This is a genomic window from Methylorubrum sp. Q1 (assembly GCF_004683995.1).
Taxonomy (GTDB): domain Bacteria; phylum Pseudomonadota; class Alphaproteobacteria; order Rhizobiales; family Beijerinckiaceae; genus Methylobacterium.
This window is the reverse complement of record NZ_SRHQ01000003.1, coordinates 1-16,715: the sequence shown is the minus strand read 5'-3', so window position 1 is coordinate 16,715 and position 16,715 is coordinate 1. Positions and strand designations below refer to the sequence as shown.

20 protein-coding genes are annotated in these 16,715 nt (G+C 70.5%); 14 read left to right on the top strand and 6 right to left on the bottom strand.

Features of this window, described 5'->3' with window-relative positions:
* The first annotated feature begins 76 nt into the window (after positions 1-76).
* The 3 genes from E4V01_RS03680 (at position 77) to E4V01_RS03670 (ending at position 3,804) form a co-directional block, all read left to right on the top strand.
* The gene (locus E4V01_RS03680) at positions 77-1,081 is read left to right on the top strand and encodes a polyphosphate kinase 2 family protein (protein ID WP_135297420.1); all 1,005 of its coding nucleotides are present in this window, start codon (positions 77-79) and stop codon (positions 1,079-1,081) included.
* A gap of 865 nt (positions 1,082-1,946) precedes the next feature.
* Positions 1,947-3,113 (top strand): AAA family ATPase, encoded by a 1,167-nt coding sequence (locus tag E4V01_RS03675; RefSeq protein ID WP_135297419.1) that lies wholly within the window; start codon positions 1,947-1,949, stop codon positions 3,111-3,113.
* Position 3,114: 1 nt separating this feature from the next.
* Entirely contained in the window at positions 3,115-3,804 is a 690-nt protein-coding gene (locus E4V01_RS03670) for an MOSC domain-containing protein (protein WP_060771512.1), read from the top strand.
* A gap of 66 nt (positions 3,805-3,870) precedes the next feature.
* Here the strand turns inward: E4V01_RS03670 and fabI are convergent, their stop codons facing one another.
* From fabI to E4V01_RS03655, 3 genes are all read right to left on the bottom strand, one after another.
* The gene (gene fabI / locus E4V01_RS03665; protein WP_003605474.1) at positions 3,871-4,698 is read right to left on the bottom strand and encodes an enoyl-ACP reductase FabI; all 828 of its coding nucleotides are present in this window, start codon (positions 4,696-4,698) and stop codon (positions 3,871-3,873) included.
* A gap of 245 nt (positions 4,699-4,943) precedes the next feature.
* Positions 4,944-5,879 (bottom strand): DnaJ C-terminal domain-containing protein, encoded by a 936-nt coding sequence (locus E4V01_RS03660; RefSeq protein ID WP_135297418.1) that lies wholly within the window; start codon positions 5,877-5,879, stop codon positions 4,944-4,946.
* 150 nt (positions 5,880-6,029) lie between these two features.
* A complete protein-coding gene (locus E4V01_RS03655) occupies positions 6,030-6,572 on the bottom strand; it encodes an RT0821/Lpp0805 family surface protein (RefSeq protein ID WP_135297417.1) in 543 nt (180 codons plus the stop codon).
* A gap of 88 nt (positions 6,573-6,660) precedes the next feature.
* Between E4V01_RS03655 and pdxH the strand changes: the two genes are divergently transcribed.
* Positions 6,661-7,305, top strand: coding sequence for a pyridoxamine 5'-phosphate oxidase (gene pdxH / locus E4V01_RS03650; protein ID WP_060771514.1), 645 nt, complete (start codon positions 6,661-6,663; stop codon positions 7,303-7,305).
* 24 nt (positions 7,306-7,329) lie between these two features.
* Here pdxH and E4V01_RS03645 read toward each other — a convergent pair whose 3' ends face one another.
* Positions 7,330-7,713, bottom strand: coding sequence for a response regulator (locus E4V01_RS03645; RefSeq protein WP_135297416.1), 384 nt, complete (start codon positions 7,711-7,713; stop codon positions 7,330-7,332).
* A gap of 319 nt (positions 7,714-8,032) precedes the next feature.
* Between E4V01_RS03645 and E4V01_RS03640 the strand changes: the two genes are divergently transcribed.
* The 5 genes from E4V01_RS03640 (at position 8,033) to E4V01_RS03620 (ending at position 11,445) form a co-directional block, all read left to right on the top strand.
* Positions 8,033-8,755, top strand: coding sequence for an SDR family NAD(P)-dependent oxidoreductase (locus tag E4V01_RS03640; protein ID WP_135297617.1), 723 nt, complete (start codon positions 8,033-8,035; stop codon positions 8,753-8,755).
* Positions 8,748-9,893, top strand: a complete 1,146-nt coding sequence (locus E4V01_RS03635) for a hypothetical protein (RefSeq protein ID WP_135297415.1) — start codon at positions 8,748-8,750, stop codon at positions 9,891-9,893. Before E4V01_RS03640 ends, E4V01_RS03635 begins: the two co-directional genes overlap by 8 nt.
* Positions 9,890-10,399 (top strand): NUDIX hydrolase, encoded by a 510-nt coding sequence (locus E4V01_RS03630; protein WP_060771517.1) that lies wholly within the window; start codon positions 9,890-9,892, stop codon positions 10,397-10,399. The genes E4V01_RS03635 and E4V01_RS03630 overlap by 4 nt, the downstream gene beginning before the upstream one ends.
* Complete coding sequence (locus tag E4V01_RS03625) at positions 10,396-10,851, top strand: TIGR02301 family protein (protein WP_060771518.1); 456 nt, start codon at positions 10,396-10,398, stop codon at positions 10,849-10,851. The genes E4V01_RS03630 and E4V01_RS03625 overlap by 4 nt, the downstream gene beginning before the upstream one ends.
* Positions 10,852-11,190: 339 nt before the next feature.
* Positions 11,191-11,445 (top strand): hypothetical protein, encoded by a 255-nt coding sequence (locus E4V01_RS03620; RefSeq protein ID WP_003604705.1) that lies wholly within the window; start codon positions 11,191-11,193, stop codon positions 11,443-11,445.
* On the opposite strand, the gene E4V01_RS26070 is transcribed toward E4V01_RS03620, so the two are convergent.
* Together E4V01_RS26070 and E4V01_RS03610 are read right to left on the bottom strand one after the other, a co-directional pair.
* Positions 11,382-11,936, bottom strand: a complete 555-nt coding sequence (locus tag E4V01_RS26070) for a hypothetical protein (RefSeq protein WP_245517409.1) — start codon at positions 11,934-11,936, stop codon at positions 11,382-11,384. The two genes, E4V01_RS03620 and E4V01_RS26070, sit on opposite strands and share 64 nt — an antisense overlap.
* A gap of 148 nt (positions 11,937-12,084) precedes the next feature.
* Complete coding sequence (locus E4V01_RS03610) at positions 12,085-13,422, bottom strand: dihydroorotase (RefSeq protein WP_135297414.1); 1,338 nt, start codon at positions 13,420-13,422, stop codon at positions 12,085-12,087.
* 103 nt (positions 13,423-13,525) lie between these two features.
* On the opposite strand from E4V01_RS03610, the gene E4V01_RS03605 reads away from it, so the two are divergent.
* The 5 genes from E4V01_RS03605 to E4V01_RS03585 all read left to right on the top strand — a co-directional run bounded on the left by E4V01_RS03605 (position 13,526) and on the right by E4V01_RS03585 (position 16,625).
* Entirely contained in the window at positions 13,526-14,380 is an 855-nt protein-coding gene (locus E4V01_RS03605; protein ID WP_135297413.1) for a folate-binding protein YgfZ, read from the top strand.
* Positions 14,377-15,006: a DNA-3-methyladenine glycosylase I gene (locus tag E4V01_RS03600; RefSeq protein ID WP_135297412.1), complete on the top strand. Its 630-nt coding sequence runs from the start codon at positions 14,377-14,379 to the stop codon at positions 15,004-15,006. Before E4V01_RS03605 ends, E4V01_RS03600 begins: the two co-directional genes overlap by 4 nt.
* Positions 15,003-15,629, top strand: a complete 627-nt coding sequence (locus E4V01_RS03595) for an HD domain-containing protein (RefSeq protein ID WP_135297411.1) — start codon at positions 15,003-15,005, stop codon at positions 15,627-15,629. Before E4V01_RS03600 ends, E4V01_RS03595 begins: the two co-directional genes overlap by 4 nt.
* Positions 15,630-15,747: 118 nt before the next feature.
* Entirely contained in the window at positions 15,748-16,260 is a 513-nt protein-coding gene (locus tag E4V01_RS03590) for a tyrosine phosphatase family protein (protein ID WP_135297410.1), read from the top strand.
* 98 nt (positions 16,261-16,358) lie between these two features.
* Entirely contained in the window at positions 16,359-16,625 is a 267-nt protein-coding gene (locus tag E4V01_RS03585) for an exodeoxyribonuclease VII small subunit (protein WP_060771525.1), read from the top strand.
* The last annotated feature ends 90 nt before the right edge of the window (positions 16,626-16,715 follow it).

Below are 16,715 nucleotides of genomic sequence, written 5' to 3'. Positions count from 1 at the left end.
GGGCTCCAAGCTTATTCCTTCCTTGTGGGTCCGCGTAGCGGCCTCGCAATCGGCTCGTGAGCAGGTAATCTTCGGCATGGCGCGCAAGAACGGCAAGGACGGCAAGAGCGCCGGGAGTGAAAAAAGCGTCGAGAGCGACAAAACGACGGAGACACAACCGCAGGCGGCGTGGCCCGACCATCCGCCTTCCTTTGCCGGCTGGGCCCGCGCGGCGATCGCGGGCACGGGCACCGCGCCGAGCCTGTCGCCGCATCTCCACCCGGTCCTGCCGCCGGCCGCGCCCGGCATCGTCACGGTCGAACCCGGCCGGAGCGTCAACCTCGCCGCGATCGATCCCGACGCGACCGGTGGTCTCGAGAAGGCGGCGGCCAAGGCCGAACTCGACGCACAGCGCGTGCGCATCCGGGCGCTGCAGGAGAAGCTCTACGCCGAGCACCGCCGGTCCCTGCTCGTGGTGTTCCAGGCGATCGATACCGGCGGCAAGGACGGCACCATCCGCAACGTGCTGGAGGGGGTGAACCCGCAGGGCTGCCGGGTCTGGTCGTTCAAGGTGCCGAGCACCGAGGAACTCGATCAGGACTTCCTCTGGCGCTACCACCTGCGCACGCCCGGCCGCGGCCTGATCGGCGTGTTCAACCGCAGCCATTACGAGGACGTGCTCGTGGTGCGGGTGAAGGGCCTCGTGCCGGAGGAGACGTGGCGCGAGCGCTACGGGATCATCAACGATTTCGAGCGGCTGCTGACGCTCTCGGGCACGGTGATCCTCAAGTTCTTCCTCCACATCTCCAAGGACGAGCAGAAGGAGCGCCTGGAGGCCCGCCTCGCCGACCCGGAGAAGCACTGGAAGTTCGACCCGGCCGACCTCGTGGAGCGCAAGAGCTGGGACGCCTACCAGACCGCCTTCAACGACGCGCTCGCCCGCTGCTCGACGCCCTACGCCCCCTGGCACGTCGTGCCGGCCAACCGCAAATGGGCCCGCAACGTCATGGTCGCCCGCACCATCGCCGACACGCTGGCAGCGATGGACCCGCGCTTTCCCGAGCCGCGCAAGGGGCTGGACGGTATCAAGGTGCCGGATTGATCTTTGGCCCTGGGCCGAGGTCGTGCGCCAAGAGGTCGGGGAGGGACAAAGCCATCCCGCACGTCGCGGCAAGCCAGCCAAGCCGCCGCACCATTTCCGCCGCGTCGGGGGCGGCACGGGGCAGCCGATCGATGCGGCAGGCCATCCGTTCGAGGGAGAACGACCCAGCCCGGACTCCGGACGGGATCCAGCTCCGATCCTTCTCTCTCCAAGCGACGGACTTTGGTCAAAGCCGCGCCCTCGACGTCAGGGACGATCGCGGTCACGCCGGGGCATCCGCCGCCTTGGAAGTGCCGGGCGCGGCCGCCCCATCGGTCGGCATCACCGAGGTGAGGGGCTCGCCGCAGACGGGATATGAAGTCCGGCCATTCAACCCTGTCGGCCCGGTCCTGCGGGGCAATGACCGCGAAGACGGGCTGCATATCCCGGAGCAGGTCACCGCTCGGTGAGTCCTCCAGCATCTGGCTTACGATTTGTGTGATGTCCTGGTCCAGAACGGCGGCCCAGAGGGTGTAGGCCTGCGCCTGCGCCGGATCGGGCCCGACGCTCCAGATGGGATCGGCCGTTGGCAACGAGCCCGGGATCGTCGATCAGGCGCGCCGCAATCCGTCGCGTCAGCTCGTAGGACCGACGCTTGTTACGATCGTGGAAGTCCGCCTTGCGCGGAAGCGATCCGACGAAGCGCTCTTCTTCCGTCATACGGCATCTCCGACAATCGGAAACGGTTCGCCCCGAAGGCGAACTTCTGCCTGCCAATTGAAAAAGGCGGGTAGAGGGGAGCAACGGCCGGAAGCCGTGTATCCCTCCCCGAATCGCTCTCCGAACGGTCTAGATTGGCTTCGCTTCAGCGCGCGGGAGGTCACCGATGCCGGCGGTTCGCGAGATCGAGGCGGCCGGGTACCGGTCGCTGAAGAACATCCGCTTTCCGGTCGGGCCGCTCTCGGTCTTCGTCGGCGGCAACGGCACCGGCAAGACCAACCTCTACCGTGCCCTCGGCCTGCTCCAGGCGGCTTCCGGCGGTACGCTGACGCGGGCGCTCGCCGCCGAGGGGGGGATGGAATCCGTGCTCTGGGCCGGGTCCCGCCGCAAGGGCGAGCCGGCGCGGGTGCGTTTGTCCGCCGAATTGGCCGACGAGACCACCGGCCACGCCTACACCTACGCGGTCGAGGTTGGCCTCGTGCCGCAGGTGGGCGGCGCGGTCTACGGGGCGGCCTTCGCCCTGGAGCCGCAGGTGAAGAGCGAGCGGCTCACCGTGCAGGCCGGCGCGCGGCCGGTCACGGTGCTCGACCGCGACGGGCCGGCGGGCTTCGTGCGCGACGAGGAGGGCCGCAAGCGCTCCTTCGGCACCGACCTGCTGCCGACCGAGACGGCGCTCGCCGCGCTTCAAGATGCGGTGCGCTTTCCCGAATTGCAGATCGTCCGGCAGGCGTTTGGCGCGTGGCGCTTCTACCACGACGTGCGCACCGATGCGGGCTCGCCCCTGCGCCGCCCCTGCCTCGCGGTGACGACGCCGACTTTGGCCTCCGACGGCGCCGACCTCGCCGCCGTCTTCGCGACGTTGGCCCATATCCGCGGCGACACCGTCGACCTCGACGCAGCCTTCGCCGACGCCTTTCCCGGCGCCCGCCTCGTGGTGCCGCGGCCGGATCGGGAGGCGCGATTCGGCGTGATCTTCGCCGAGTACCCCAAACGGATCTTCGAGCCGTCCGAACTCTCCGACGGCACGCTGCGCTACCTCGCGCTCGCGGGCGCGCTGCTCGCCTACCGGCTGCCGCCCTTCCTCGCGCTCAACGAGCCCGAAACCAGCCTGCACCCGGATCTGACGGAGCCGCTGGCGCGGATGATCGTGCAGGCCTCGAAACGCACGCAGGTCTGGCTGGTGACGCATTCCGAGCGCCTCGCCGCGGCGGTCGCCGAGTCCGGCGGCGTGCGTCCGCGCCTCGTACTCAAGCGCGATGGGGCAACCTGGATCGAGGGCTTGCGGCTCTCCGGCGATTTTTCGCAGGACGAGGCGGGCGAGGAGGACGAGTGAGATGCGGGTCGCGCTTCGGGCCGTGCTGACCGGGCGCGTCGCGCCGCTGGGGGAGAAGGGCGCGGCGAGCGCCATCGCCAAGGCCCCCGTACAGGGGCCGGTCGCGGTGGGGCCGCTCGGTCTTGCGGGCGACGAGCAGGCCGACCGGCGTGTTCATGGCGGCCCGGAAAAGGCCGTGCACCACTACGCCCTCGACCATGCCGCCGCGTGGCGCGGCGATCTGCCCGGCCTGCCCGATCTGTTGGAGCGGCCCGGTGCCTTCGGTGAGAATTTTTCGACCCACGGCCTCACCGAGCACGATGTCTGCGTCGGCGACCTATGGCGGGTGGGCGATGCCCTGCTTCAGGTCTCGCAGGCGCGCCAGCCCTGCTTCAAGCTGAACCTGCGCTTTGGCGTGCCGGACATGGCCCGGCGGGTGCAGGCGAGCGGGCGCACCGGCTGGTACTACCGGGTGATCGAGACAGGCGCCGTGGCGGCCGGCGACGGGCTCGAACGCGTCGCGCGCCCGCATCCGGACTGGCCGCTGTCGCGGCTCCTGCACCACTTCTACGTGGATCGCCTCGACGCGGCGGCCTTGCGGGCGATTGCCGGTCTCGCGCCCCTCACCGAATCCTGGCGGGCGCTCGCTGCCCGCCGGCTCGCGAGCGGCGCCGTGGAGGATTGGCGCCGACGGCTCGGGGAAGAGGGCTAAAGCATCGTCCCGAAAGGTGGCCTCCGGCTTTCGGAAAAAGACGATGCGAAAACAAGAGTCTAAACCCTATTCCCGCTCGCGGGTGATGTCCGGCGCGTCGGGGTTCTTCATGCCGACGACGTGGTAGCCGGCATCGACGTGAAGGATCTCGCCGGTCATGCCGCGGGACATGTCGGAGAACAGGTAGGCCGCCGTCTCGCCGACCTCCTCGATGGTCACGGTCCGGCGCATCGGCGCGTTGTACTCGTTCCATTTGAGAATGTAGCGGAAGTCGCCGATCCCCGAGGCCGCCAGCGTCTTGATCGGCCCGGCCGAGATCGCGTTGACGCGGATCTGCTTCGGCCCGAGATCGGCGGCGAGGTAGCGCACGGAGGCTTCCAGCGCGGCCTTGGCGACACCCATCACGTTGTAGTGGGGCATCCACTTCTCGGCGCCGTAATAGGTCAGGGTCAGCATCGACCCGCCGTTGCGCATGATCTTTTCCGCGCGCTGCGCCACCGCCGTGAACGAGTAGCACGAGATCAGCAGCGACTTGGTGAAGTTCGCCTCCGAGGTTTCGAGATAGCGCCCCGTCAGCTCGTCCTTGTCGGAGAAGGCGATGCAGTGGACGACGAAATCGATGCCGTCCGGGAACACCTCGGCGGTCGCAGCGAAGGCGGAATCGATCGAGGCCGGATCGGTGACGTCGCAATGGCCGACCACATGCGCGTTCAACTCGCGCGCCAGCGGCTCGACGCGCTTCTTCAGCGCCTCGCCCTGGTAGGTGAAGGCCAATTCCGCTCCGTGTGCGGCGGCGCTGCGGGCGATACCCCAGGCGATCGAGCGGTTGTTGGCCACTCCCAACACCAGCCCGCGCTTGCCCGCGAGCAGCCCGCCCGGCTTCTGTTCCGACATGCGTCACCTTCGCTTCGGCCGCGCGGGCGCCTCTCGAGGGACGGCCCTGCGCCGGGGGCTTCCTTAGCCGAGGGTTGCCGGAGGGGGAAGCCTCAAGGCGCGCGGGATCGCCTCGGGGGCGATCCCGGTGTCCTCGTTTGGGCCTCGGGGACCATCTGCCCAGCCGCGGAGTGCGTGAATCCTCACGGCACGCTCCGCTCGCCGCCTCGGCAGACGCCGAGGCCTGCCCCGCGGCACGGCGTCCTCTACGCCGTCCCGGCCTTCGCCTCGCGGCGGCGGCGGGCATACTCGGTCAGCGCCGGGTCGTCGCTGGCCGGCAAGACGATGGCAGTGGTCGCGAACAGGTCGCCGCGGCTGCCATCCTTCTTCGGCAAGCCCTTCCCGCGCAGGCGGAAAGTGCGGCCGGAACTCGTCATCGCCGGCACCTTCATCTCGACCGCGCCGGTCAGGGTCGGCACGCGCAAGGCGCCACCGAGCACCGCGTCCTCCAGTGGAAGATCGACGGTGGCGCGCAGGTCCGCGCCGTCCACCTTGAACACCGGGTGGGGCTGGATGCGGATGGTCAGCAGCACGTCGCCGGGCTCGCCGCGGGGACCGCCCGCGCCGCCGAGGCCCCGCAGGCGGATGGTCTGGCCATCGACGACGCCCTTGGGGATCATCACGTCGACATCGCGCCCGCCGGGCAGGCCGATGCGCATCTTGTCCTCGCTCGCGACCTGTTCGAGCGTCACGCTGAGTTCGGCCGCGACATCGTCGCCGCGGATCGGCCCCCCGCGCCCGCTCGGCCCGGCGCCGCCCGCGCGGAACGCCTCACCGAAGATGTGGCTGATGAAGTCCTCTCCGACGCCGCCCGGCCCGGCCCCGCCGCGTCGCTGCGTGAAGCCTTCGAAGTCGAAGCCGCCGCCACCGCCGCCGCGTCCGCCGCCGAACCCGGAAAAGCCCTCGAAGCCGGTCGCGCGCGGCTTACCCTCGGCGTCGATTTCGCCGCGGTCGAACTGCGCGCGCTTCTCCTTGTCGCCGAGGATTTCGTAGGCGGTGTTCGCCTCCGAGAAGCGCTCGGCGGCCTTCGGGTCTTTGTTGCTGTCGGGGTGGTATGCCTTGGCGAGCTTGCGGAAGGCCTTCTTGATTTCGGCCTCACTCGCGCCCTTGGGGACACCCAGAACGTCGTAGGGGTTTCGCATCGGCATTCTTTTGAGGGGTCGCAACCGAATAGGGATACGGCCTCTGCCGCACGGCTTCAACGTGGGAAGGGCGTTGCGGCTCTGCAACAGCCCCCGAGGCCACGTTCACCGATCCGCGATCACTTTCTTGTCCGGCCGTCCGCGAAAGCCTCAGGAGCGGGCCTGGGGGTTGGAGGCGCGCAGCCGCTTCAGCTCCCACTCGCCGCCGGACGGCTTGCAACCGGTGCCGCGCACGAAGCGGTTGTTGGCGCCGCCCACCACCGTCGCGAGGAAGTCGCGGCAGATCTCGTCGCCGGCGACATAGGGAAGGCCGGTCGGGTTGATGGTGCCGCGCATCGCGGTCTCCGGGTTGTCCCACTTCACCGGGCGCCCGTTGCCCTGCGGATCGAGGGCGACGGAGAGCGCGGCATGGGCGCGGCGCCAATCCTCGCCGTCGAGGTCGCGCCCGAAGCTCGCGGGCCGCTTCGGGATGCTGCCGGTGACGAGCGGCTCGGGCGCGGCCGGCGCCTCCTCCGTCTTGAAGGACAGGATCGGCCCGCTGCACCCGCCGCAGGAGAGGGCGGCGAGGCCGAGGGTCAGCAGACCCGCGATCCGGGCCGCGAGGCCGCGTCGCGGCGCGTGCCCACGCGTCGAACCGGCTCTCCCTTCGGCGGAGAGCGCGCTGGCAAGGCCTTTACACGGACGCAGACGCATTACACCTGAACTCGAGACAGACGGGGGGTCCGACGGCGTTGCTGCCCAACGTCGGTGCCCCCCCGACCCGGCTGCCACAGGGAAGAAAATGGCCATCGATCGGTTAAGAGAGGGTGTTGCGGACGCGCCTTCGGTCCATCCGGACGACTTCACCTTGTCGTGCGACCCCTGGGCGCTGTTCGCGGCGTGGATGGCGGAGGCGGAGGCCTCCGAGCCCGTGGATGCCAACGCGATGGCGCTCGCCACCGCCGATCCGGACGGCCTGCCCGACGTTCGGGTGGTGCTGTTGAAGGGGTTCGATCCGCGCGGGCTCGTCTTCTACACCAACGCCGAGTCGGCCAAAGGCGGGCAACTTCTCGCCAACCCGCAGGCGGCGACGGTGCTGTACTGGAAGTCTCTCGGCCGGCAGATCCGCAGCCGCGGCCCCGTCTCCCCCGTGACGCGCGAGGAAGCCGACGCCTATTTCGCGAGCCGGCACCGCGACAGCCGCATCGGCGCCATCGCCAGCCAGCAATCGCGCCCGCTCACCGACCGCCCGACCCTGATGGCCGAGGTCGCCGCCCTGTCGGAGAAATACGAGAACGGCCCGGTGCCGCGCCCCGAGCACTGGCTCGGCTTCCGCATCGCCCCGGTGCAGTTGGAGTTCTGGCAGAACGGTGCCTACCGCCTGCACGACCGGGTGCGCTTCACCCGCGACGGCGACGGCTGGACCCGCGCGCGGCTCTATCCCTGATTTTGACGCCCTGATCGCGGACGATCAGGGCATCACCGAGCGGATCGCCGCGAGCAGGCTCTCGTCCGTGTAGGGCTTGCGGATGAACAGGCCGTCGGTCGGTACGTCGCCGGGCGAGGGCCGCACCTTGCCGGAGGTGATGACGATGCCGATGTGCGGCCAGCGCCGGTCGATGCAGGCGGCGAGCTTGATGCCGTCGATGCCCAGCGGCATGTCGATGTCGGTCACGACGACGCACACAGCCCCGCCCGCCTCCTGCTCCTGGTCGAGCAGGCGGATCGCCTCGTTGCCGTTGGTGGCCTCGCGCACGGCGAAACCGGCTTCCACGATCATCTCGACCGCGGCGCATCGGATCACGGCATCGTCTTCCACGACAAGGACGGTCAGCCTCGCGTCCGTCTCGCTCACGCCTGTCGCATCCCTCGTCCGATCATGCGTCTGATCCTCCGGCACGATCCCTCGAATCCGCGACACCGCTCCGGGGTTGCATGAAGGCCGGCGCAGAACAAGCGCGGAAGACGAGCCGGGCCGTGTGGCACCGGCCCCGCTTCGGCAGGCGCGGGGCCGCCGCGTCTCCGGCACCTTTCGCAATGCAGCGCGGCCCTGGATTTCCGGCCGGGCGCGGCTTATCCCTTGGCGAAGACCCAGCTTGGCCCGCTCACCCGCGGTGCGCGGGGCGGGCAGCGAGGAACCGGCTTTGGCCTCATCCAACGATCGTCGACGGGTGCTGCTGCTCACCGGCGCCAGCCGGGGCATCGGGCACGCCACCGTCAAACGCTTCTCCGCCGCGGGCTGGCGGGTCATCACCTGTTCGCGCCACCCCTTCCCCGAGAACTGCCCCTGGGAGATGGGTCCGGAGGATCACCTTCAGGTCGATCTCGCCAACGCGGCGGACACGGTGCGCGGGGTGCGCGAGGTCGCCGAGCGGCTCGCCGCCGCGGGCGGCCTGCTGCACGCGCTCGTCAACAATGCCGGCATCTCGCCGAAGGGCCCGGAGGGCGAGCGACTCGGCGCGCTCACCACGGAATACGAGGACTGGGCCCGCGTCTTCCAGGTCAACTTCTTCGCACCGATCCTGCTGGCGCGGGGCCTGTGCGACGAGTTGACCCGCGCGCGCGGCTCGATCGTCAACGTCACTTCGATCGCCGGCTCGCGGGTCCACCCCTTCGCGGGCGCCGCCTACGGCACCTCGAAGGCGGCGCTCGCCGGCCTCACCCGCGAGATGGCCGCGGATTTCGGGCCGCTCGGCGTGCGCGTCAACGCGATCTCGCCGGGCGAGATCGACACCTCGATCCTCTCGCCCGGCACCGACAAGCTGGTGGAGCAGATCCCGCAGCGCCGGCTCGGCACCCCGGACGAGGTCGCCAAGGCGATCTACTTCCTCTGCATCGAGGCGTCGTCCTACGTGAACGGCGCCGAACTCCACATCAACGGCGGCCAGCATGTCTGACCGCCGGGCGGTTCTCGCCGCCCTGCTGTCGCTGACCGCCCTCCCCGCCCTCGCGGTGGAGGATGGGAGCCGGGTCGAACCGGTCGCGCTGCCATTTGCCGTCAAGGCGATGCGCGGCCCCGGCAGCGACGTGGCCCTCTCCGTGGCGACCTCCGGATTGCTGCCGGTCGCCCGCGTCCCCGCAGGCGCCAGCGCCGACCCGAAGGCCACGGGCAACACCGCTCCGCCATCCGTCGTCGTGGTCTGGGGCGAGGGCGGCGGCGCCGTTCTCAGCCTCGACGGCGACCGGTTGCGCACCACGCTGATCGGCGCCGAGGCGATCGAAGGGTTTGCCGCGGCCGAGACACCGCGCGGGGCCGTGCCGGGCTCGCACCGTGCCCATGAGGGGCCGCTCAGCGCCTATCTCACCGGGCCGACCCGTGCGCTCGGTGGCGCGCCGGGCCAGGGGACCGTGCTGACCGTGCGCGAGCGCCAGCCGCTCGGCGTCAGCGCCGAGCCGAAGGCCGTGCCGGTGACGACCCAGACCCTGGCCCCGGGGGACGGCCGGGTCTTTGCCGGCCGCACGCCCCAGATCACCCGTCTCGACGGCCGCCCGGCCGTGGCCGCCGTGACCGCGCAGGGTCCGGCCATCTCCGGCCTTGCCGTCGCGGCGAAGGGAGCGGACGGCGTCTGGACGCTGCGGGCGCAGACGCCGCCGCAGGCCGGCAAGGGACCGGAGGGCGCGCCGCTGGCGCTTGCTGCCATCGCCGACTTCACCGGGACCGGCCAGCCGCAGATCGCTGCGATCCGCGCGCCCGACGGCGAGGGCGTGCTCCAGCTCTGGCGCATCGCCGACGGGACCTTGAGCCTCGCGGGCGAAGCGCCGGGCTTTGCCGGCCCGGTGGCGGGCGAGGCGGCGGATCTCGCCGCCCCCGTTGCCCGAGGCGGTGGTGCCCCACCCGATCTCGCCCTGCCGGTGGCGGGCCGCGGCGCCGTCGCGGTGGTGTCGCTGAAGGGCGGCAGCCCCGTCGAGCGGGCACGTCTGCCCCTGCCCGCTCCGGCCGCCCACGGCGTCGCCGTGCTCGACGCGGGCGGAACCGCCAAAACGATCCTCGTCGGCCTCGCCGACGGGCGCCTCGTCGCGGTCTCCGCGCCTTGAGCGACCCGGGACAGGAGGACGGGCGGCTGTTTCCGGCACGCCCGCTGATCGGCGTTTCGGTCGCGGTGATCCGGGACGGCCTCGTTCTGCTCGCGGCCCGGGCCAATGAGCCGATGCGCGGCGTCTGGACCCTGCCCGGCGGCCTCGTGGAAGCGGGCGAATCCCTCGCGGCCGGCGCCTTGCGCGAATTGCAGGAGGAGGTCGGGTCGCTCGCCGAAGTGGTCGGCCCGAGCCTGACGCCGACCGAGATCATCCTGCGCGACGAGACCGACCGCATCCGCCACCATTACGTGATCCATCCCCATGCCGCCTTGTGGCGCGCCGTCGAGCCGGCACCGGGGCCGGAAGCGCTCGCCGTGCGCTGGGCCAGCCTCGACGAGGTCGCGGGCCTGACCACCACGCCGGGGCTGATCGAGACCCTGCGCGAGGCGTTCTCCCGCATCCGGGCGGCGGCAGATGGTTCGGCGGACGGCTTGGGAAAAGGTTCGGCAAAAGGTTCGGCATGAGAACGGGACTTGCCCGCCTGATCCTGGCCAGCCTGCTCGCACTGACACCGGCGGCGGAGGCGTTCGCGCAGCAGCGCTCCGGCACGGCCCGATCCGCGCCGAAACCGCCGGAGAAGGAGAAGGAGCCGCCTCCCCCGGCGGAGCCGCCGCCCGCGCCCTATGACCGCGACCTGATGCGGCTCTCCGAGATCGTCGGGGCGCTCGCCTTCCTGCGCACGCTATGCGCTGCGCCGGACGCCGCCGAATGGCCGGCGCGGATGAAGGCGATCCTCGACAGCGAGGGGATCACGCAGAGCCGCCGCGACCGTCTCGCCGGCGCCTATAATCGCGGTTTCCGCGGCTACAGCCTGACCTATCGGGTCTGCACCCCCGCCGCGAATGAGGCCGCCCGCCGTTTCGTCGCCGAGGGTGAGCGGCTTTCGCACGCCATCGCCGGGCGGTTCGGCGGTTAAGATCGTATCCGGCTCGATCGCATCGGGTCGGCGTCTCCGGAGCCTCGTCAATCGACCGAAAGCCGCTAGCCGCTTTTCGGGGCGATGCTCTAGATCCCTGTTTTGACAGGCATTCTTCTGCCGGGCCAATTTCCGTTTCATCAGAATCCGCTCCGGATTCGGCCGTGCGATCGCGTTTGTGGCGGCTGCGCCACACTCCGGAGGCCTTGCGAAATTCCTTCGCAATTGCGCCTCCGCGTTAACCTCTTCGCAATTCCCTGCTTCCCGGCCCGTGAAGGCTGCCGTATCGTGACGATGTCTTGCCGGCACTGTTCCGGCCGAGAAACGAAGCCGCCCGCCATGATCCACGATGCCGACACCGCAACCTTCGATGCCGACGCGGAGAGCAAGCGCCTCGCGCTCGGCCTCGTGACGGAAGCTTTCGCGGAGGGCTGCCTCGACGGGATCGACGGCGACTGCATGGCCCAGGCGGCCCTGTTCGCGGCGTTCCAGGAACTGGTCGCCACCTATGGCGAGGATGCGACGGCCCGCTATGCCGAGACTCTGCCGGAGCGGATCCGCGGCGGCGGGTTCACCACGACGCTGCAGCACTGATCGGCGGACGGGGGCGGAGGCGTGAGCCGGCTTCCTTGAACCGCAACGGGAGCGGTGCCGTCTGAAGGCCAGTCCCTACGGATCGGTTCGGCTTCGCCTCGCGGTGACGACGAGGCGGGCCTCCTACCGGCAACCTCCTCTGATCTGTCGCGTCCCGACGGCCTGAAACCGGCCTTCGTAACGTTTTTTGTCGCCAACTTCACTTGATCCCGGCAGGGCTTGAGAGCCTCCAGAGCCTTGCCCGGCGCGATGATGTCGAACGTCACGGGGGCCTTGCCGTCTCTCTCGACGCTGAGTTTCGACGTCGTTTTGACGAGCTTCAGGATATCCTCCGGATCGTTGGATCGGAGCAGGAGGGATCTGGGATCGAGGACGATCCAGTTCAGATCTGAATACACGTGGAAGTCTCCTGTCCGGAGCGTGGCCTTGACCTCTTGGTCCTTGGACCAGTTCCAGCCGGAGAATTTGAACTCCAGGGCTGCGATCTTCACGTTTCTGTCGGGCATCGAGACGAAGGCGACGATCGTGGCGAGTTTCTTGCCGTCTGCGCGGGGGGGGCGGGGCAACCGTCCGTGGTGAAGGCCCAAGAGCGCGAGGGCCGCGAAAAGCCATCCGCCCGATGGATGTCGCGGCGCGGCGCTACCCCGTCGGCAGCGCTTCCTCGAACACCACCGCCTCGCCCCGCGCGGGGTTGGCCAACTCGCCCTGCCACATCACCGGCGTGCCCCGCACCACCGTGCCCACCGGCCAGCCGGTGACGGTCCGTCCGTCATAGGGCGTCCAGCCGCATTTCGAGGCGACCCACGCGTTGCGGATCGTCTCGCGGCGCTTGAGGTCCACCACGGTCACGTCGGCATCGTAGCCCACGGCGAGCCGCCCCTTGCGGGCGATGCCGAACAGGCGCTTCGGGCCGGCGCTGGTCAGATCCACGAGCCGGGCGAGGGAGAGCCGGCCGGCATTCACGTGGTCGAGCATCATCGGCACCAGCGTCTGCACGCCGGTCATGCCGGAGGGCGAGTCCGGATAGGGCTTGGCTTTCTCCTCCAGCGTGTGCGGCGCGTGGTCGGAGCCGAGGACGTCGACCACGCCCTGGGACAGCCCGCGCCAGATCCCGTCGCGGTGCCCGGCGTCGCGCACCGGCGGGTTCATCTGCACCAGCGTCCCGAGCCGAGCATAGGCTTCCGTTCCGTCGAGCGTCAGGTGGTGCGGCGTCACCTCGACGCTCGCGACATCCTTCGCCTCGGCCAGAATCGGCATCTCGTCCGCGGTCGAGATGTGCAGGATGTGGATGCGGGCCCCGGTCTCCCGCGCGAGCGCGATCAGCCGCTGCGTGGCCTTCACCGCCACCTCCGGCGAGCGCCAGACCGGGTGCGAGGCGGCATCGCCCGGCACGCGAAGGCCCTTGCGCTCGCGCAGCATCGGCTCGTCCTCGGAATGGAAGGCGGCGCGGCGGCGGATCCGCTTCAGGATCTCGCGCACGCCGGCATCGTCCTCGACCAGCAGCGAGCCGGTGGAGGAGCCGATGAACACCTTGATTCCCGCCGCACCCGGCAGCCGCTCCAACGCGGCGACCTCGCCGGCATTCTCGTGGGTGCCGCCGACCCAGAAGGCGAAGTCGCAATGCATCCGGTGGTGGGCGCGGGCCACCTTGTCGGCCAGCGCTGCGGCGCTCGTGGTCTGCGGGCTGGTGTTGGGCATCTCGAACACCGCCGTGACGCCGCCCATCACCGCCGCGCGCGAGCCCGTTTCCAGGTCTTCCTTGTGGTCGAGGCCGGGCTCGCGGAAATGCACCTGGCTGTCGATCACGCCGGGCAGGAGGTGCAGGCCGCGGCAATCGCGCCGCTCCTGCGCCGCCGCGCCCGAAAGGTCGCCGATGGCCGCCACTCGTCCGCCGCGGATGCCGAGATCGGCACGATGCTCGCCATCGTGGTTCACCAGCGTGCCGCCGGACAGGACGAGGTCGAAAGGCGCTTCCATCGGACTCTCCCGGTTCGTTCGTTGCGATTGAGACGAGGATAGCGGCGGCTTATGTCAGGCGTCCCACGCGTGCAACGCCGCCGTCCTGATCCGAGGAGATGCCATGCCGATCGCCCTGCTGCCGGACCGCGCCGTCGTTGCCGTCTCGGGTCCGGACGCGCTCCCCTTCCTGCAAGGCATCCTCACCTGCAACGTCGAGACGCTGCCGGAGGGCGAGGCGCGGCTCGGCGCGCTGCTGACGCCCCAGGGCAAGATCCAGTTCGATTTTCTGGTGTCCCGCACCGGGGATGGCTTTCGCCTCGATACCGCGGCCGAGCGCGTGGCCGACCTCGTCAAGCGGCTGGGGCTCTACCGCCTGCGCGCCAAGGTGAGCGTGGCCGCCGACCCGACGCTCGGCGTGGCCGCCGCCTGGGATGGGGCCGAGACCGCGGCCGAGACGGCGCGGGTGCGCGACGGGCGCCTACCCGCGCTCGGCGAGCGGCTGTATTTCGCCGAGGGCGCCTTCTCGGCGGATGCGACGGAGGCGGATTACCATGCCCACCGCATCGGCCTCGGCGTGCCGGAAGGCGGGCGCGACTTCGCCTTCAGCGACGCCTTCCCGCACGAGGCGCTGATGGACCAGCTCGGCGGCGTGGACTTCAAGAAGGGCTGCTATGTCGGGCAGGAGGTGGTCTCGCGGATGCAGCACCGCGGCACCGCCCGCACCCGCATCCTGCCCATCGTCTACCGCGACGGCCCGGCACCGGAGCCCGGCACGGAGGTGATTGCGGGCGCGCGCAGCCTCGGCGTCACCGGCAGCGCGGCCGGTGACCGGGGGCTCGCCACGATCCGCCTCGACCGCCTCGGCGACGCGCTCGCCATCGGTGAGCCGGTGCGGGCGGGCGGCACGATCGCGGCCGTGGCCAAGCCCGATTTCGCCGGCTTCGCCTTCCCCACCGACACGGCCGTGGCCGGATGAGCGCGGATTCCAGCGGGCTGATCACCTCCCATCCCGACGGCTGTCCGCGCTGCTGGTGGCCGGGGACCGATCCGCTTTACGTCGCCTATCACGACACCGAGTGGGGCGTGCCGGAAACCGATTCCCGCGCGCTCTACGAAAAGCTGATCCTCGACGGGTTCCAGGCGGGCCTGTCGTGGATCACCATCCTGCGCCGCCGCGACGGCTTCCGCCGGGCCTTCGAGGGCTTCGAGCCGGAGCGGGTCGCCCGCTTCACGGACGACGATGTCGAGCGGCTGATGGGTGACACCGGCATCATCCGCAACCGCGCCAAGATCCGCGGCGCGATCAGCGGCGCGCGGGCGTGGCTCGCCATCGAGGAGGCGGGGCCGGGCTTCTCGCCCTTCCTCTGGGACTTTTGCGACGGCCGGCCGATCCAGACCAACGCGGCTACCCGCGCCGCGATCGCCACCGAAACCGATGTGTCACGAACGATGGGCAAGGCCCTGAAAGCGAAGGGCTTCACCTTCTGCGGCCCCACCATCGTCCACGCCTTCATGCAGGCGGTCGGCATGGTCAACGACCATCTCACCGGCTGTCACCGTCACGCGCCCTGCGCCGCCCTCGGCGAGGGCCGCCGCCCGTGAGCGCGGCCGCGAACCCGTCCAAGAAGCCGGCGCGGGCGTGGCAGCGGATGCTGTCGGGCCGGCGGCTCGACCTGCTCGACCCCTCGCCGCTGGATGTCGAGATCACCGACATCGCCCACGGGCTGGCCCGCGTCGCCCGCTGGAACGGGCAGACGGCGGGCCCGCACGTCTTCTCCGTGGCGCAGCACTCGTTGCTGGTGGAGGCGATCGGCGGCGCCCTCGATCCGCGGATCGGCGCCCCGGAGCGGCTCGAATTGCTGCTCCACGACGCGCCGGAATACGTGATCGGCGACATCATCTCGCCGCTCAAGAACGCCATCGGCGACGCCTATCGCAGCGTCGAGCGGCGCCTGCTCGCGGCGATCCGCCAGCGCTTCGGGCTCGCCGCGCCCTCCCCGGCGCTCGCCCGTCTCGTCAAGCGCGCCGACCGCATCGCCGCGGCGATCGAGGCCACCCGGCTCGCCGGTTTTTCGAACGCGGAGGCCGACGGGATCTTCGGGCGCCCGCCGGTTCTGCCCGAGCCCATCGACGCCGAAATCGAGCGGCTGGTCGCCGGATGGCCGACGGCGGAGGCGGAGGCGTGCTATCTCGCCCGCTTCGCCGCGCTTCAGCGCGGAGCGTGAGACCTATAGCATCGTCCCGAAAGGTGGCTGCCGGCTTTCGGAAAAAGGATGCGCGTCAAAACAAGAGGATAGAGACGCCGACCTGATGCAATCAGGTCGGATACGGCTCTAGAAGAGAATGCCCGTCATCCACGTCTGCCCCCTCTCGCGCTTGCCGGAAACCGTCGCGGCCTCCGGCGCGAGCCATCTCGTCACGCTGGCCACGCTCGGCAGTGCGGTGGAGCGCCCGGCCGCGATCCGTGCCGAGCACCACCTGCGCGTCGGCTTCAGCGACATCGTCGCGCCGATGGAGGGGCACCTGCCGCCGGGCGAGGCGCATGTGCGCGCCGTCCTCGACTTCGTGGCCGCCTGGCCGCGCGAAAAGCCGATGGTGATCCATTGTTACGCCGGGATCAGCCGCTCCACCGCGGCGGCCTTTGCCGCGGCCTGCGCCCTGCGACCGGATTGGGACGAGGCGGAACTCGCGCAAGACGTGCGGCGGATCGCGCCGAGCGCCACGCCGAATCGCCTGTTCGTCGCGATCGCCGACCGCCTGCTCGGACGCGAGGGGCGGATGAGCGCCGCCGTCGCTGGAATCGGGCGCGGCGCCGAAGCCTTCGAGGGCACGCCGTTCCATCTCACCTTGGCGTGACGGGCGCGCCGCGCCGGGGGAGATCGGTCGCACGCAATCGACCCGGGCTTGTGCGACCGCACGTCGCCCGTCATAACCCGCCCCAAAGGGAATCCGGGATGAACGATCTTACACCCGACGCATCTGCCGCGGCGGCGCCGGGCGATCTGCCGTTCGAGCGGGCGCTGGAGCAGCTCGAGGAGATCGTGCGCCGGCTGGAGCGCGGCGACGTGCCCCTCGACGAATCGGTGGCGATCTACGAGCGCGGCGAGGCGCTCAAGCGTCACTGCGAGACCCTGCTGAAGCGGGCCGAGGCCCGCATCCAGAAGATCGCCATCGGACCGGACGGCCGGGCCGCCGGCACCGCGCCGCTCGACGTCGAGTAGGTGGCGCCGGTGCTGTATCAATCACGACAAAACTCATCGCGCGCAAAGGTTTGCGCGCCGTTCCTTACTTCGGGCATGAGGCTGGTCCGG

Coding starts and splice junctions, on each gene's coding strand:
- E4V01_RS03655 (WP_135297417.1), bottom strand. CDS start 6,572: ATGCGTCTGCGTCCGTGTAAAGGCCTTGCCAGCGCGCTCTCCGCCGAA.
- fabI (WP_003605474.1), bottom strand. CDS start 4,698: ATGTCGGAACAGAAGCCGGGCGGGCTGCTCGCGGGCAAGCGCGGGCTG.
- E4V01_RS03680 (WP_135297420.1), top strand. CDS start 77: ATGGCGCGCAAGAACGGCAAGGACGGCAAGAGCGCCGGGAGTGAAAAA.
- E4V01_RS03660 (WP_135297418.1), bottom strand. CDS start 5,879: ATGCGAAACCCCTACGACGTTCTGGGTGTCCCCAAGGGCGCGAGTGAG.
- E4V01_RS03635 (WP_135297415.1), top strand. CDS start 8,748: ATGTCTGACCGCCGGGCGGTTCTCGCCGCCCTGCTGTCGCTGACCGCC.
- E4V01_RS03590 (WP_135297410.1), top strand. CDS start 15,748: ATGCCCGTCATCCACGTCTGCCCCCTCTCGCGCTTGCCGGAAACCGTC.
- E4V01_RS03605 (WP_135297413.1), top strand. CDS start 13,526: ATGCCGATCGCCCTGCTGCCGGACCGCGCCGTCGTTGCCGTCTCGGGT.
- E4V01_RS03675 (WP_135297419.1), top strand. CDS start 1,947: ATGCCGGCGGTTCGCGAGATCGAGGCGGCCGGGTACCGGTCGCTGAAG.
- pdxH (WP_060771514.1), top strand. CDS start 6,661: ATGGCCATCGATCGGTTAAGAGAGGGTGTTGCGGACGCGCCTTCGGTC.
- E4V01_RS03625 (WP_060771518.1), top strand. CDS start 10,396: ATGAGAACGGGACTTGCCCGCCTGATCCTGGCCAGCCTGCTCGCACTG.
- E4V01_RS03585 (WP_060771525.1), top strand. CDS start 16,359: ATGAACGATCTTACACCCGACGCATCTGCCGCGGCGGCGCCGGGCGAT.
- E4V01_RS03610 (WP_135297414.1), bottom strand. CDS start 13,422: ATGGAAGCGCCTTTCGACCTCGTCCTGTCCGGCGGCACGCTGGTGAAC.
- E4V01_RS03600 (WP_135297412.1), top strand. CDS start 14,377: ATGAGCGCGGATTCCAGCGGGCTGATCACCTCCCATCCCGACGGCTGT.
- E4V01_RS03620 (WP_003604705.1), top strand. CDS start 11,191: ATGATCCACGATGCCGACACCGCAACCTTCGATGCCGACGCGGAGAGC.
- E4V01_RS03670 (WP_060771512.1), top strand. CDS start 3,115: ATGCGGGTCGCGCTTCGGGCCGTGCTGACCGGGCGCGTCGCGCCGCTG.